Here is a 14,081-nt window from a genome sequence, read left to right as displayed (position 1 = left end):
CTAGCGCTCCACGGCCTTGCGCTCGGCCTCGCTGATCGGCAGCGAGGCGAGCTCCGCCAGGGTGATCGGCTTCACCGGCGGGCGCAGGCGGTAGTAGCCGACCTCGTCCGGCGTCGTGTCGCGCTCGGCGGCGATCAGCTCGGTAACGGTGAGGCCGCACAGGCGGCCCTGGCACGGGCCCATGCCGCAGCGCAGGAAGGCCTTCATCTGGTTCGGCCCTTCGCAGCCCATCCTCGCCGTGTCGCGCACCTGCTTGGCCGTCACCTCCTCGCAGCGGCAGACGATCGTGTCGCCCTCGGGCTGGCGGAACGAGTCGGCCGGCCGGTTCAGCCAGTCGAGGAAGGAACGCCCCATCTCCTCGCGTTGCAGTCGCTGCCGGATCGCCTGCGTATCCGGCAGCGCCGCCTCGGGTCGCAGCGCGCGCACCGCCGCGATCGCGGCGATGCGGCCGCGCTCGGCGGCGGCGGTGCCACCCGCGATGCCGGCGCCATCGCCCGCCACGGCGATGCCGGGCACTGAGCTGCCGAAATCCGCGTCGAGCACTGGCACGAAGCAGAGCTGGCGCTCGTTCCAAACGTGTGCGACGCCCGCGGCATTGGCGAGATTGACGTTGGGCACGACGCCCTGGTGCAGCAGCAGCAGGTCGACCGGCAGGCGCCGCGTCTCGCCGCCGCTGGTGAACACGACCTCGCGCACCTTGTCCGTGCCGACGGCCTCGATCGTGTCGGCGCGATGGATCGGCACCTTGGCACGGACCTCGCGCAGCAGCGCCAGTCCCTTGGCGAAGTACGGCGACAGCACGAAGTCGGGCAGATGTAACATCGCCTGCAGCCAGTTGCGCCGCGGCGTGGTGTCGAGGATGGCATCGATCTTCCCGCCGGCGCGCAGTGTCTGCGCCGCCAGCAACCAGAGCAGCGGGCCGCCACCGGCCATGACCGTGCGACCTCCCACCACGAGCCCTTGTGCCTTGAGCGCTGTCTGGGCGGCGCCTGCCGTCATGACACCGGGGAGGGTCCAGCCGGGGATCGGGAACGGCCGCTCCTGCGAGCCGGTGGCGATGATCACGCGCGCCGCCTCGATCATGCGCGCCTTGCCGCCGATCGAAACGCCGACGATGCGCTGACGGTCGAGGCTCCATACTGTGGCACCATTCACGATCAGCGCGCCGCTGGCCTTAGCCTCGTCGGCGAGCTTCGTGCCATCCCAGTAATCCTCGCCCAGGATCGCGCGATCCTTTACCGGCGTCGACGTGATGGCGCGATAGATCTGGCCACCAACGCCCGGGTTCTCGTCGAACAGCACCGTCGACACGCCTGCGCGTGCGGCCAGCGCCGCCGCGGCGAGACCCGCGGGACCGCCGCCGATGACGACGAGATCGTAGGAAGGTGCCAGATCGGCAGCCACGGTCATCGTCCCGCCTCCCGGCGACCGAGCTGTGTCTCGACCTTCATGCCTTCGCGTACCGGGATCAGGCAGCCCTGTCGGCTACCGACGCCATCGACCGTCACGAGGCAATCGAAGCACACGCCCATCAGGCAGTAAGGCGCCCGCGGGGCGCCGGTGACGGGCGTGGTGCGGCAATGATCGATGCCGGCGGCCAGAAGTGCCGCGGCGACGGTGTCTCCCGCGCGCGCCGCGATGGGTTTGCCGTCGACCGTAATGCCGACTGCCGGGCTGCTGTCAGCCAGCCGCTTGAACATGGAACCTCCGGGCACTGAAGGGTGCGACGAGCGAGGCGTCGAGCGCGCCGCGCGCGATCATCGGCGCGATGGTGAGCGCGTGGTTGGCGGCCAGGGTCACGCCGGAATGGCAGCACACGGTGAAGGCACCGGGATGGGTCTGCGACTCGTCGTAGATCGGGAAACCGTCCTGGGTCATGACGCGGATGGCACTCCAGGTGCGCACGACGTTGACGTTGGCGAGCAATGGGAACTGGCGCACGGCGCGCTCGGCCTCGGTGGCGCTGACGCCGATCGTCAGGCCGCTCGGGTCGACGCTCTCTTCCTTGGAATCGCCGATCATCACCGTGCCCTCGTCGGTCTGGCGCAGGGTGACGACGGGATGGTTCAGGAACGGCCGCAGCCGCTCGGTGACGACGATCTGGCCGCGCTCTGGCTTCATCGGCGCCTCGAGCCCGACCATGGGCGCCAGCCGCATGTTCGCGTTGCCGGCGGCGAGTGCCACCTTGGCGGCACGGATCTCTCCGTGCGGCGTCGCGAGCCGGAACTCGCCACCTTCCTTGGTGATGGTCTCGACGCGATGGCTCGGCAGGTAAGTCACGCCCCGCGCATTGAGCGCAGTGTGCAGCGTGCGGAACAGGCGCAGCGAGTTCACGTGACCGTCGAGTTCGCAGAAGCTGCCGCCCACCACCTCGGGACCGATGTCGGGCAGCATCGCCTTCACCTGATCGTGAGTCAGGATCTCGGTCTTGTAATCGACGATGCCGGGCTGGGCGTGCAGGCGCTTCAGATTGTTGGCCCGCGTCTCCAGTTCCTTCTCCGACAGGCAGAGATGGAAGCCGCCCGACCGCTGGAACGAGACGTCGAGACCGGTCTCCTGCTTCAGCAGGTCGGAGAAACCGCGCCACGCATTGGACGAGCGGATCGTCCAACCGGCATAAGGTGCCAGCCCCAGCCCCTTGCTCTGCACCCAGACCAGCGCAAAGTTGCCGCGGCTGGCGCGTACCGCGCGGTCGCCCTCGTCGAGCACGACGACCTTGCAGCCCTCGCGAGCCAGGCCCCAGGCCGTGGCGACGCCGACCAGCCCGCCGCCCACCACGGCGACATCATATTCGTCACCGACCATGGCTGGCGCTCCTCCCCACGAGCATGCGCTCCAGGCCGAACGCTCGGTCGAGAACCACCAGCGCCACGACGGTGACGGCGATCACGCAAGCCGACACCGAGGTCACCAGCGGATCGATATTGTCCTGGATGTAGAGGAACATGCGGACCGGCAAGGTCTCGGTGCCGGGTGCCGCGATGAAAACGGTCATCGTCAGCTCGTCGAAGGAATTGATGAAGGCCAGCGCCCAGCCGCTCACGAGGCCCGGCAGGACCAGTGGCAGCGTGATGCGCCGCAAGACTACGCTCTCCGAGGCGCCGAGCGACACGGCGGCATGCTCGATCGAGCGGTCGAGGCCGACGGCCGAAGCGAGCGTCAGGCGCAGCGCGAAGGGCAGCACCACCACGATGTGCGAGAGCACGAGGCCGGTGAAGGTGCCGCCGAGCCCGATCTGGGTGAAGAAGCGCAGGAAAGCGATGCCCAGCACGAGATGCGGGATCATCAGCGGCGACATGAAGAGCGCCGTCATCGCCTCACGGCCGGGAAAACGGTAGCGGCCGATGGCGAGCGCCGCCGGCACCGAGAGCGCCACGGCAATCGCCGAGGAGATCGCGCCCAGCCACAGGCTGCGCCAGAAGGCCGAGATGAACTCGGGATAGCGTCCGATCGCTTCAAACCAGCGCAGCGACCAGCGGTCCGTCGGGAACGACAGGTAGCCCTCAGGCGTGAAGGCCACGAAACAGACGACCAGGATCGGCGCCAGCATGAAGGTCACGAACAGCGCGTGATAGGCGAGCGCGATGGGGCCGTTGCGGCTCATGCAAAAACCTGCGCGTAGCGGCGTTCAACCAGCCGGTTGGTACCCCAGATGATGGCGACCAGCGCCGCCAGCAGCAGCACCGCGACGGCGGCGCCCAGCGGCCAGTTGAGCGTGTTCAGGAACTCGTCATAGGCCAAGGTGGAAGCGACCTTGAGGCGGCGGCCGCCGATGATGGCGGGCGTGGCGAAGGCGCTGGCGGCCAGCGCGAAGACGATCACCGCGCCGGACAGGATGCCCGGCATGACCTGCGGCAGCACGATGCGGCGTAGCACGGTGAAGGGTCCCGCGCCCAGCGCCACCGCGGCATTCTCGACCTGTGGATCGAGACGCTGCAGCGAGGCCCAGACGGCCAGCACCATGTAGGGCATCAGCACATGCGCCAGCGCGATCACGATGCCGGTCTCGGTGAACATGAAAGGCAGTGGCGCCGAGATCAGGCCCATACCCATCAGCGCCTTGTTCACCAGTCCCGAATTGCCACCGAACAGCAGCGCCCAGCCCAAGGTGCGCGCGACGACCGAGATCAGCAGCGGGCCCAGGATCACCAGCAGGAAGATGCCGCGCCACGGGCTGCGCATGCGGTTCAGGATATAGGCTTCGGGCGCACCAAAGACCGCCGCCAGCAGGGTCACGAAGAAGGCGATGCGGAAGGTGCGGGCGAACATCTCGTGGAAGTACGAATCGCCCAGCACCTCCTGCCAGTTCTTAAGGATGAAGACCGGCTCGATGCCCTTGTACTGGCCCCAGTCATGGAACGAGAGCAGCACGGTCATGCCGAGCGGCACGATCACGACGCCGGCGAACAGGACCAGAGCCGGCAGGCAGAGGAGATAGGGCGCGGCCTTCACGCGCGCCCCTCCCAGGCGAGATGCACGGCATCGCCCTCGCCCGGCATCGCCTCGCCGGTGTTCTGGCGGATCACCGTGACGAGACCGGATGCGGTGTCGACCTGATAGAGCCAGTGATTGCCCTGGAAGATGCGCGTGCGAACGGTACCCGCGAGACCCGTCCCCGTGAAGGAAATGCGCTCGGGCCGCACACTGGTGCCGTTCACCAGGTTGGTCTTGCCGAGGAAGTTGGCGACGAAGGGCGTGGCCGGCCGCTCATAGGCCTCGTGCGGCGGGCCGATCTGCTCGGCCTTGCCCTGGTTCATCACCACGATGCGGTCCGACAGCGCCATCGCCTCGGCCTGGTCGTGCGTCACCAGGATCGTCGTCGTGCCGACCGTGCGCTGGATCTGGCGCAGCTCGATCTGCATGCCCTCGCGCAGCTTGGCGTCGAGGTTGGAGAGTGGCTCGTCAAGCAGCAGGATCTGCGGCCGGATGACGAGCGCGCGCGCCAGTGCCACCCTCTGCTGCTGACCTCCGGACAGTTGCCGCGGGAAACGCGTCGTGAAGGCGCCGAGCCCGACCAGCTCAAGCGTCTCGCCGACGCGTGTCTTGCGCTCAGCGGCGGCCACGCCCTGCATCTCCAGCCCGAAACCGACATTCTCCGCCACGGTCATGTGCGGGAACAGCGCATAGCTCTGGAAGACGATGCCGAGGCCGCGCTTCGCCGGCTTCACCGCCAGCAAGTCCTTGCCGCCGAGCCGGATTGCCCCCGAGGTCGGCTCGACAAAGCCCGCGATCATCTGCAGGGTCGTGGTCTTGCCGCAGCCCGACGGACCGAGCAGCGCCACGAACTCGCCCTTCTCGACACCAAGGGTCAGTCCATCGACCGCGTTGTGTGTGCCGAACGCCTTGGTCAGTTTCTCGAGTTCGAGAAACGCCATCTAGTCCGTACCATGCGAGACGATGCGCGCCGCTTCGTCGCGATGCAGGCGATAGAAAGCATCCTGCGGCTGGTCCATGTCGAGGATGTCGGACTGGGGCAGGCGCAGGAACAGGCCCCGCAGCACCCGGCCGATGGCTCCATGCGCGAACACCGCGACCGGCCGCTCCATCGCAAGAGCCGCGATATCGTCCAGCGCCGCCTGGGCGCGGGCGGCGGCCATGATGTAGTTCTCGCCGCCCGGCGGCTCGTAGGTCCACCGATCGAGCCGCCGCTCTGCCATCGCGCCGGGCCAGCGCGCCTCGATCTCCGGGCCGGTCAGCCCGTCCCATTCGCCCCAGCTCATCTCGCGCAGACGGTCGTCGAAAGACTGCTCGTCATGCGTCAGGCCCGCCTCTGCGGCAGCGAGCGCCAGGGTCTCGCGGACACGACCGAGCGGGCTCGCCCGCACGATGACGTTCGCGGGCTCATGCCCCGCACTCTGCAGGTCCTTCGCCAGCGCCCGGCCCATGGCCCGGGCCTGTTCACGCCCCGCTTCGGTCAGGGGCGAATCGAGAAAGCCCTGCGCGCGCTTCTCGGCGTTCCAGACGGTCTCGCCGTGGCGAAACACATAGACGGGATGATGCACGACAACTCTCTCTGAAGCTTAGCGCTCGACCTCGCGGTTCCAGCGCTTGGTCCAGTCGTCACGGGCCGCGTTGATTGCGTCCCAGTCAGGCGAGATGATCAGCTTCGCGCGTTCGCCGACCGGCGCCATCTTGAGCTCCGGCATGTTGACGTCGACCTTGGTGTTGACCGGGCCGTTGCCCATCTCCTTGGCCATGCCGGTCTGGATCGGCGCCGACACCAGCAGCTTGATCATCTCGTGGGCGAGCGGATTGACCGAGGCCTTGGCGACCGGGCAGGCCGAGGCGAGCAGGATCGGCGAGCCTTCCTTGGGATAGATGAAGTCGACCGGGAAGCCGGTGTTGGCGAAGGCCTGGACGCGGCCGGTGCCCCACACGGCGATATTGGCCTGCCCCGACTGGAACAGCTCCGTCATCTTGCCCGGCGAGGGTTCGTAGACGAGGACGTTGGGATTGATGTCGGCCTTCATCACCTTGAAGCCCGGTTCGATGTTCTTCTCGCCGCCGCCGTTCATGCGGGCGTACATCATCAGCGTGTAGAGCCCGTAGGTGTTGTTGATCGGCGGGATCACCAGCTGCTTCTTGAACTTCGGGTCCTTCAGGTCGTTCCACGAGGTCGGGACCGGCCAGCCCTTCTCCTTGAAGACCTTGGTGTTGATCATGAAGCCGGTGCCCGTCTGGCCGACGGCGACCGCCTTGTCGTCCTTGAACAGGGCCGACGGATAGAGCTCGGCCTTGTCGAGGCCCTGGATCGGCGCGCAGAAGCCGAGCTGGATGGCCTGGTACATCACGCCGTCGTCCATGATGGCGACGTCGATCACCTGGTTGCCCTTCTGCGCCTGCAGCTTGGCGAGCGTGTCGGTGGAGTTGCCGGCGACATATTCAACCTTCACGCCGTGCTTCTTCTCGAACTCGGGGAAGACCTCCTTGCGCAGGTGGCTGTCCCAGACGCCGCCATAGGCCGCGACGGTAAGCGTCTTCTGCTGCGCGAGCACCGGTGTTGCGAGCACCATCAGCGCGGCGGCGATGCGAATGGACTTCAGCATTCCAGGCTCCCTCAATTCCCTTCGGAAAAGCATAGCATGAACGTCAGCTCGTGCTTGTTGTAATGCAGATGCACGACTCGTGCCCCCGGCAACCCGGCGAAGGCAGCTGCCGTCTCGTGGTCGGTCTCGCCTTGGAATTTTATGGTGCAGACGAAGTTCTTCACCAAGCCGGAGGCCCGCCAACGCTCAACTAGTTTGAACAGCCGCGCCGGGTAACAGATCACGTCGGAGAACAGCCAATCGACAGGGCCGATGCCGGCCGGTTCGAGCGCGAACGCACTCTCGCCCCGCCACTCGACGCCCGGCATCGCCGCGACCTTGGGATCGAGCGGCGCCTTGTCGATGGCGATGACGTGCGCGCCCAGCTTCGCCAGCACCCAGGTCCAGCCGCCGGGACAGGCGCCGAGATCGAGGCAGCGCTCACCGGGCTGCGGCCAGCGGCGCAGGCGCACCAGCGCCTCCCACAGTTTCAGATAGGCGCGGCTCGGCGGTCCGACCTTGTCCTCGACCAGCTCGACCTCGCCGTTGGCGAAGGGCGAGCTGCACTGTGCGGCGGCCAGCATCCGGTCGGGCGCCAGCAAGGTCCATGAGCCGAGCGGTGCCGTCGGCGCTGCTGTGGGAAAGACGACCGGCTTGGCGGAGACGTGCGGCAGCTTTTCCTGGACGAGCGCTGCACGACGATGATGCAGCGGTGCGTACATCGCCCAATTACGCTGGATGTCGCGCAGCGATTTCGCCGCCGTGCCGATCGAGGCGACCGGCAGCTCGCTGCAGTCGCGCCAGATGTTGGCGGCCCACGCGGCCTCATGCTCCGGTGCGTCGGACAGGAGCAGGCGGCCATGTTCGGCACGGATCCCGACACCGGCGCGGGCCAGTTCTTCGCGCAACTGGCTTTCGAATCCGTCGGCGGCAAGATAGGCGGTGGTCACGGCGTCGCTCTGAGATTGAACATATTCAACGTCACCGTAACAGGCCGGCCATGGAAAATCCGGCAAACCTCATGCTAGCGTCGCGTAACAACGGAGGGAGAGTTTCATGTTCACCAAACGGTTCCTGATCGCCGCAGTGCTCGCCGGGTCGATTGCGACCACCGGTGCCGCATTCGCGCAGAGCCAGCCGATCGTCGGCATCTCGACGGTCACCACCTACTCGGTCGACGCGACGATCACCGCCATCGATCCGGTCAAGCGCACCGTGACCTTCACCGGCCCGGCCGGCCGTTCGCTGACCGCCAACGTCGGCCCCGGCGTCAAGATGGACACCAGCAAGGTCGGCGACGCCGTATCCGCGGCGTTCGAGAACAAGCTCACCTTCGTGCTGTCCGGCCCCAATGCCGCAACGCCGCGCGACCGCGACCTGAACGTCACGGCAGCGGCTACGTCCGGCAACCGCGCCGCCGGTGTCATGGCCGACCAGACCGTCGCCAACTGGTGGGTCACGGGCGTCAATCCCTCGGCCGGCACGATCTCGGTCGTGAATCCCACCGGCGGGGAGGTCCAGACCTACTCGGCGGCCACCGCGGAAGGCCGCGCGCAGCTTCCCCGCGTCAAGACCGGCGACAATCTGACGGCCATCGACACGTCGGTGCTGGTCGTCGCGATCTCGCCGAAGAAGTAACGACTGGATAATGGGCGCCGGCGCGGATCGTCAGCCGCCTCGGCGCCCCAGGCTGCCGCGCATCGCGCCGCCCGTCGTGCGCAGTTCGAGGGTGACGCGGTCACCGGACGCCTTGCCGGCCGCGGTGAAGCCACCCATCGAACAGTCCTGACCTTCATAGATTCGGCCACTGCCCGAAATGTCGCCGCTCGACGAGACGGTAAGCGAGACGGCCGAGGTGCCGCAACCGGGCTGGATTACCCGGCCGATCAGCTGACCGCCGGAAATGCTCAGTTCTGCCGACACGACTCCCGGCAATTCGGCAAAGCCCGTGGTGGACATGCCGCCGCCGTAGACGCCGTCATAGGCGCCAGCGCCGGTCCTCGGAGACGGCGACATCGCATTGTGCGGCGCCGGACTCGACGCCGCAGGTCGGCCAGCGGCTGCCGACGGTGCATCGCGCAGCAAGGCCGGCATCTGCGCTGCGGTGAGGTAACCGGTCCCCGTATGCCCCTTCGCTTTCTGCCAAGCGGCGATCATCTCGCGCGAGCGTTGACCGAACGTGCCGTCGGTGCCGCGCGTGTCGTAGCCCAGTGAGGTCAGCACGGCCTGGATCCGCTGCCGGTCGGCGGGAATGAGCTGCAGCGCCTCCTCGCCTTCACGCGCGGCAACGGCCGGATCGGCCTCGGCGGTCGGTGCGGCCGCCGGCGCGGCGGCAACGGCCTCGGTCGACTGCGCCTGCTGTTGAGGTGGCGGCGTCAGGAAGTAATAGCCGCTCGCCAGTGCCAGCAGCGCTACCGCGATGACGCCGATTGCGATCGGCTTCCAGCGGGAGCGCGGCTGTGGGGCAATCGCGAGCGCCGCGGGCGTGCTGGGCGGGGTCGGCGGTGTGGGTGGCGTCGGCGGTGTCGGAGGCGTGGGCGGCGCCGTTGGCTGCGGCATGACCATCGTCGCATTGGCATCGGCCATCGGCCCGCCCAGCAAGGCACGCCAGGCAGCGATCGTCTGCGGCCGCTCGTCGAAGCGCACCGCCAGTCCGGCATCGATGCCGGCCAGCAGCTGCGGCGAGAAGCCAGGGAGCTGCAAGCCGCTCAGCGGCTGGTACGTATCCTCGAGCAGCCGATCGAAGGCACTGGGCGGCGCCTTGCCGGTGATGGCGTGATGCAGTGTCGCCGAGAGGCCATAAATGTCCGTCCACGGCCCCTGCTTGCCGGTGGTGAATTGCTCAGGCGCGGCGTAGCCCGGCGTGAAGATCGCCGTCATGGTCGACGAGCGCCCGGCAATGGCCAGCCGCGCCGCGCCAAAATCGATCAGTGTCGGGACGCCGGCCTCGCTCAGAAGGATGTTGCCGGGCTTGATGTCGCGATGAAGGAATCCCGTCTCGTGGACCTGCTGCAATCCCTCGAGCAGTGGCGGCAGAAACGTGTCGACCTCATGCGGTGACAGTGGGCCCTTCGCCTTTACCCGTTCCTCGAGCGTGCCGCCGCGCACCAGCTCCATGACCATGTAGGAGGTGCCGTTGGCCTCGACGAAGTCGAACACCTTCACGATGGCCGGCGCCTCATGGAGGCTGGCCAAGGTCCGGCCTTCGGCCACGAAACGCTCGCGACCCCAGGAGAAATCCTCGGCCACTTCGGTGGAGCGCGGCAGGACCGAGGCGCCGTCCTGGCGGATCGCCAGCGCCGGCGGCAGGTATTCCTTCAGGGCGACTTCGCGATCGAGCTGGGTGTCGCGGACGCGATAGGTGATCCCGAAGCCACCCTGCCCCAGCACCTCCAGTACCTCGTAGCGGCCGACCACGCGGCCGGGCGCCAGCGCCACATAGTCGACGAAGGCCGCCGGATCGGCGGCCCCCTGATCGGCCGGTTCGGCAGGCTTTTCGCCGGTATCGTCGTCTTTGACATGCATCTCGCACCTGCCCCACCCGGCAACGTTCGGACGGGGCCGGCGTTCCTCAGACAGCGCCAGAGGAATGGCAGTGCAGCGAGGTCTCCATGGCACGGGCTTTCAAGATCCTCGATGAAGAGCCGACTCCCACCGTCTACGAGTCGGAAATCCGCGTGCCCACCGCAGGAACCTGGCTGGGTCTAGGCGCCGGCATCCTCGTCGTGGTGGTCGGTTTCGTCTGGACGATCCTGTAGCGAGCCCCCTCATGGCGGGCTAACCTCCGGACAACACGGAGGAATTTCATGGCGAAGTTCGGCATTGGTCAGTCAGTACGTCGGGTCGAGGACCCGCGGCTCCTCACTGGCGGCGGTCGCTATACCGACGACACCAAGCTCTCGGCGCCGGCCGCCCGGGCCTATGTCTTGCGCTCACCGCATGCCCATGCCGACATCAAGAGCATCGACACATCGGCTGCAAAGAAGGCGCCCGGGGTCCTGCTGGTCCTGACCGGCGAGGACGTGAAGGCCGCCGGCTACGGCGACCTGCCCTGCCTTGTTCCCATCACCAACCGCGACGGCACCCCGAGGGGCGAGACACCGCGGCCGATGCTGGCCCAGGACCGCGTGCGCCATGTCGGTGATCCGGTGGCGCTGGTGGTGGCAGAGACGCTGGAGCAGGCCAAGGACGCCGCCGAACTGATCGAGGTCGACTACGAGGCTCGTCCCCACACGGTCGGCACCTTCGAATCTTCCCAACCAGGAGCGCCGCTGGTCCACGACCATATCAAGGGCAACCTCGTCTTCGACTGGGAGATGGGCGACCGCGCACGCACCGAGGCCGCCTTTGCCAAGGCCGACCGGGTCGTGAAGCTCGAGATCGTGAACAACCGGCTGGTCGTGAACTCGATGGAGCCGCGCGGCGCCATTTGCGAGTACGATCCGACCGACGACCGCTCGACCCTCTGGGTCTCCTCGCAGGGCGTCAGCGTCATCCGCCCGGTCGTCGCCGACATGATCCTGAAGATCGGCCAGCCCAAGCTGCGCGTCCGCACCGGCGACGTGGGCGGCGGCTTCGGCATGAAGATCTTCGTGCACCCGGAATATCCGCTGGTCGTCTGGGCGAGCCGCGAGCTGAAGCGCACAGTGAAGTGGATTCCCGATCGCCAGGAGGCCTTTCTCTCGGACGTGCAGGGCCGCGATCATGTCTCCCTGGCCGAGATGGCGCTCGACAAGGATTGCAAGTTCCTCGGCCTCCGGGTCACGACCCATGCCGCGCTCGGCGCCTATCTCAGCCATTTCGGCGCCTTCATCCCGACCATGGCCGGCAGCGGCATGCTGGCCGGCCTCTACCAGACGCCCGCGATCTACGTGAATGTGAAGGGCGTGATGACCAACACCGTGCCGACCGACGCCTATCGCGGCGCCGGCCGGCCCGAGGCGGCCTACCTGCTGGAGCGCTTCGTCGACCATATCGGCCGCGAGACCGGGCTTGGACCGGCCGAGATCCGCAAGCGCAACCTCGTGAAGCCGAACCAGATCCCCTGGAATACGGCGCTGGGCGACACCTTCGATTCGGGCGACTTCGACAATGTCATGCTGAAGGGCATGGAGAAGGCCGACTGGAACGGCTTCCCCGCCCGTCGCGCGGCGTCGCTGGCCAAGGGCAAGTGGCGCGGCATGGGCATGGCCACCTATGTCGAGAAGTGCTCGGGCGGCGCGCCGGAAAGCGCCATCGCCAAGTTCAACGAGGACGACACGATCACCGTCTTCGTGGGCGTCCAGACCAATGGCCAGGGCCATGAGACGGCCTTCACGCAGATCATGTCGGCGCGCCTCGGCGTCGACGCCGACCGCATCCGCATCGTGCAGGGCGATTCGGACTTCACGCCCGAGGGCATGACCGGCGGCAGCCGCTCGATCCCGGTCGCAGGTGCTGCCGTGCTGGGCGTCAGCGACAACATCATCGAAAAGGGCAAGCTGGTCGCCGCCTCGGCGATGGAAGCAGCGGCCGGCGACATCGAATATGCCGACGCGACCTTCCGCATCGTCGGCACCGACCGCACGATGAGCCTGTTCGACGTGGCGCGCGCCGCCAAGGATCCGAAGCACGTGCCGGAAGGCGGCAAGCCCGGCCTCGACGACGCCTTCACGCGCACGCCTGAGGCTGCGACCTTCCCCAACGGCTGCCATGTCTGCGAACTCGAGATCGATCCCGACACCGGCACGCTCGAGATCCTGAACTACTCGATCATGGACGATTTCGGCACGGCGCTTAATCCGCTGCTGCTGCAGGGTCAGGTCCATGGCGGAGTCGGCCAGGGCGTCGGCCAGGCGCTGACCGAGAAGACCATCTACGATCACGATTCCGGCCAGCTCATGAGCGGCTCGTTCATGGATTATGCCCTGCCCCGAGCCGACGTGGTGCCGCACGTGAAGTTCGACATGCACAACAGCCTGTGCACGACCAATCCGCTGGGCGTGAAGGGCGCGGGCGAGGCCGGCGCCATCGGCGCTCCACCCTCAGTCATCAACGCCATCGTCGATGCGATCCATCCGCACACCGGGCTGAAGCATATTGATATGCCTGTCACGGCGTCGTCTCTGTGGGCGGCTATCGACGCCCATCGCACCAGGAAAGCAGCGTAGAGAGTATGACCGACCAGACGAACGACCCGAATCTCGCCACCGCCCTCGCCAACTCGGTGAAGGCGATCGATGCCGACTACAGCGAGGAGATGCGCGAGCTGCGCGCCCTCTTCGAGGAGGCGCGGCTGGAAGCGGAGAAGGACGAGCCGAGCGACGTCAAGCTCAAGGCGCTCCTGAACGACGCCAACGAAATGGCCCGCACCTTCGCGACGCTCGACCCGGCCTGGCAGGCCGTGCAGCGCGTCGCCCGCCTGTTCGGCATCCTCTGATCCGGGGCTTCCGGTGTCGGTCGAATTCCTGATCACGACGCTGGTCATCGTGGCCTCGCCCGGCACCGGCGTGCTCTACACGCTGGCGGCCGGCCTGTCGCGCGGCCCCCGGGCCAGCATCGTGGCGGCGTTCGGCTGCACATTGGGCATCGTGCCCCATCTCGCTGCAGCGATCCTGGGGCTGGCGGCGCTCCTGCACGCCAGCGCACTCGCCTTCGACCTCTTCAAGTAGGCCGGTGTCGCCTATCTGCTCTACATGGCGTGGAGCGCGTGGCGTGAACGCGGGCCTCTGAGCCTCGAGAACGACGAGGCGCCGCGCTCCGATCTACAGGTCACGGTCCATGCCGTACTGATCAACCTGCTCAATCCCAAGCTTTCGATCTTCTTCTTCGCCTTCCTGCCCCAGTTCGTCCACGCCGACGATCCTCACGCCCTGCCCGACATGCTCGCCCTCAGCGGCGTGTTCATGCTGGTGACTTTCGTCGTCTTCGTGATCTACGGACTGTTCGCCGCTTCGGTGCGTCGCCAGGTCCTGTCGCGCCCGGCAATCGTCACCTGGATGCGGCGGACCTTCGCCGCCGCCTTCGTAGCCCTGGGTGCCAAGCTGGCCCTGACGGAGAGATAGGATCTCCGGCCCC

14 protein-coding genes and 1 pseudogene are annotated in these 14,081 nt (G+C 67.3%); 5 read left to right on the top strand and 10 right to left on the bottom strand.

Annotated elements, in window-relative coordinates; translation table 11 throughout:
- The 9 genes from AC1ROX_RS15400 to AC1ROX_RS15360 are packed head-to-tail and all read right to left on the bottom strand — an operon-like array spanning position 1 to position 7,975.
- Positions 1-1,410: an FAD/NAD(P)-dependent oxidoreductase gene (locus AC1ROX_RS15400; RefSeq protein WP_493126829.1), complete on the bottom strand. Its 1,410-nt coding sequence runs from the start codon at positions 1,408-1,410 to the stop codon at positions 1-3.
- The gene (locus AC1ROX_RS15395) at positions 1,407-1,700 is read right to left on the bottom strand and encodes a (2Fe-2S)-binding protein (protein WP_493126828.1); all 294 of its coding nucleotides are present in this window, start codon (positions 1,698-1,700) and stop codon (positions 1,407-1,409) included. Before AC1ROX_RS15395 ends, AC1ROX_RS15400 begins: the two co-directional genes overlap by 4 nt.
- The gene (locus AC1ROX_RS15390) at positions 1,681-2,805 is read right to left on the bottom strand and encodes an NAD(P)/FAD-dependent oxidoreductase (RefSeq protein ID WP_493126827.1); all 1,125 of its coding nucleotides are present in this window, start codon (positions 2,803-2,805) and stop codon (positions 1,681-1,683) included. The genes AC1ROX_RS15395 and AC1ROX_RS15390 overlap by 20 nt, the downstream gene beginning before the upstream one ends.
- Positions 2,795-3,604, bottom strand: a complete 810-nt coding sequence (locus AC1ROX_RS15385; RefSeq protein ID WP_493126826.1) for an ABC transporter permease — start codon at positions 3,602-3,604, stop codon at positions 2,795-2,797. The genes AC1ROX_RS15390 and AC1ROX_RS15385 overlap by 11 nt, the downstream gene beginning before the upstream one ends.
- Positions 3,601-4,452, bottom strand: coding sequence for an ABC transporter permease (locus AC1ROX_RS15380; protein WP_493126825.1), 852 nt, complete (start codon positions 4,450-4,452; stop codon positions 3,601-3,603). Before AC1ROX_RS15380 ends, AC1ROX_RS15385 begins: the two co-directional genes overlap by 4 nt.
- Complete coding sequence (locus tag AC1ROX_RS15375) at positions 4,449-5,375, bottom strand: ABC transporter ATP-binding protein (protein ID WP_493126824.1); 927 nt, start codon at positions 5,373-5,375, stop codon at positions 4,449-4,451. The genes AC1ROX_RS15380 and AC1ROX_RS15375 overlap by 4 nt, the downstream gene beginning before the upstream one ends.
- Entirely contained in the window at positions 5,376-6,002 is a 627-nt protein-coding gene (locus AC1ROX_RS15370) for a histidine phosphatase family protein (RefSeq protein WP_493126823.1), read from the bottom strand.
- Between the two features lie 18 nt (positions 6,003-6,020).
- Positions 6,021-7,046, bottom strand: coding sequence for an ABC transporter substrate-binding protein (locus AC1ROX_RS15365; protein ID WP_493126822.1), 1,026 nt, complete (start codon positions 7,044-7,046; stop codon positions 6,021-6,023).
- Positions 7,047-7,057: 11 nt separating this feature from the next.
- Positions 7,058-7,975: an SAM-dependent methyltransferase gene (locus tag AC1ROX_RS15360; protein WP_493126821.1), complete on the bottom strand. Its 918-nt coding sequence runs from the start codon at positions 7,973-7,975 to the stop codon at positions 7,058-7,060.
- A 106-nt stretch (positions 7,976-8,081) separates the two neighbouring features.
- Between AC1ROX_RS15360 and AC1ROX_RS15355 the strand changes: the two genes are divergently transcribed.
- Positions 8,082-8,663: a hypothetical protein gene (locus AC1ROX_RS15355; RefSeq protein ID WP_493126820.1), complete on the top strand. Its 582-nt coding sequence runs from the start codon at positions 8,082-8,084 to the stop codon at positions 8,661-8,663.
- A 30-nt stretch (positions 8,664-8,693) separates the two neighbouring features.
- On the opposite strand, the gene AC1ROX_RS15350 is transcribed toward AC1ROX_RS15355, so the two are convergent.
- Complete coding sequence (locus AC1ROX_RS15350) at positions 8,694-10,550, bottom strand: serine/threonine protein kinase (protein ID WP_493126819.1); 1,857 nt, start codon at positions 10,548-10,550, stop codon at positions 8,694-8,696.
- Between the two features lie 86 nt (positions 10,551-10,636).
- Between AC1ROX_RS15350 and AC1ROX_RS15345 the strand changes: the two genes are divergently transcribed.
- From AC1ROX_RS15345 to AC1ROX_RS15330, 4 genes and pseudogenes are all read left to right on the top strand, one after another.
- Positions 10,637-10,783, top strand: a complete 147-nt coding sequence (locus tag AC1ROX_RS15345) for a hypothetical protein (protein WP_493126818.1) — start codon at positions 10,637-10,639, stop codon at positions 10,781-10,783.
- A 48-nt stretch (positions 10,784-10,831) separates the two neighbouring features.
- Positions 10,832-13,174 carry a xanthine dehydrogenase family protein molybdopterin-binding subunit gene (locus tag AC1ROX_RS15340; RefSeq protein ID WP_493126817.1) on the top strand — a complete coding sequence of 781 codons (2,343 nt, stop codon included), beginning with the start codon at positions 10,832-10,834 and terminating at the stop codon, positions 13,172-13,174.
- A gap of 5 nt (positions 13,175-13,179) precedes the next feature.
- The gene (locus AC1ROX_RS15335; RefSeq protein WP_493126816.1) at positions 13,180-13,443 is read left to right on the top strand and encodes a hypothetical protein; all 264 of its coding nucleotides are present in this window, start codon (positions 13,180-13,182) and stop codon (positions 13,441-13,443) included.
- 13 nt (positions 13,444-13,456) lie between these two features.
- Positions 13,457-14,068, top strand: a pseudogene (locus tag AC1ROX_RS15330) (LysE family translocator).
- Positions 14,069-14,081: the final 13 nt, after the last annotated feature.

The sequence above is a fragment of the Reyranella sp. GW821-FHT14A01 genome (assembly GCF_058803965.1).
Note: the sequence above shows the minus strand (reverse complement) of the source record. Positions and strands in the feature narration are given on the sequence as shown.

Bases quoted from the DNA above. Each gene is read 5' to 3' on its own strand.
- AC1ROX_RS15400 (WP_493126829.1), bottom strand. From the start codon at position 1,410: ATGACCGTGGCTGCCGATCTGGCACCTTCCTACGATCTCGTCGTCATC.
- AC1ROX_RS15395 (WP_493126828.1), bottom strand. From the start codon at position 1,700: ATGTTCAAGCGGCTGGCTGACAGCAGCCCGGCAGTCGGCATTACGGTC.
- AC1ROX_RS15390 (WP_493126827.1), bottom strand. From the start codon at position 2,805: ATGGTCGGTGACGAATATGATGTCGCCGTGGTGGGCGGCGGGCTGGTC.
- AC1ROX_RS15385 (WP_493126826.1), bottom strand. From the start codon at position 3,604: ATGAGCCGCAACGGCCCCATCGCGCTCGCCTATCACGCGCTGTTCGTG.
- AC1ROX_RS15375 (WP_493126824.1), bottom strand. From the start codon at position 5,375: ATGGCGTTTCTCGAACTCGAGAAACTGACCAAGGCGTTCGGCACACAC.
- AC1ROX_RS15365 (WP_493126822.1), bottom strand. From the start codon at position 7,046: ATGCTGAAGTCCATTCGCATCGCCGCCGCGCTGATGGTGCTCGCAACA.
- AC1ROX_RS15355 (WP_493126820.1), top strand. From the start codon at position 8,082: ATGTTCACCAAACGGTTCCTGATCGCCGCAGTGCTCGCCGGGTCGATT.
- AC1ROX_RS15350 (WP_493126819.1), bottom strand. From the start codon at position 10,550: ATGCATGTCAAAGACGACGATACCGGCGAAAAGCCTGCCGAACCGGCC.
- AC1ROX_RS15345 (WP_493126818.1), top strand. From the start codon at position 10,637: ATGGCACGGGCTTTCAAGATCCTCGATGAAGAGCCGACTCCCACCGTC.
- AC1ROX_RS15340 (WP_493126817.1), top strand. From the start codon at position 10,832: ATGGCGAAGTTCGGCATTGGTCAGTCAGTACGTCGGGTCGAGGACCCG.
- AC1ROX_RS15335 (WP_493126816.1), top strand. From the start codon at position 13,180: ATGACCGACCAGACGAACGACCCGAATCTCGCCACCGCCCTCGCCAAC.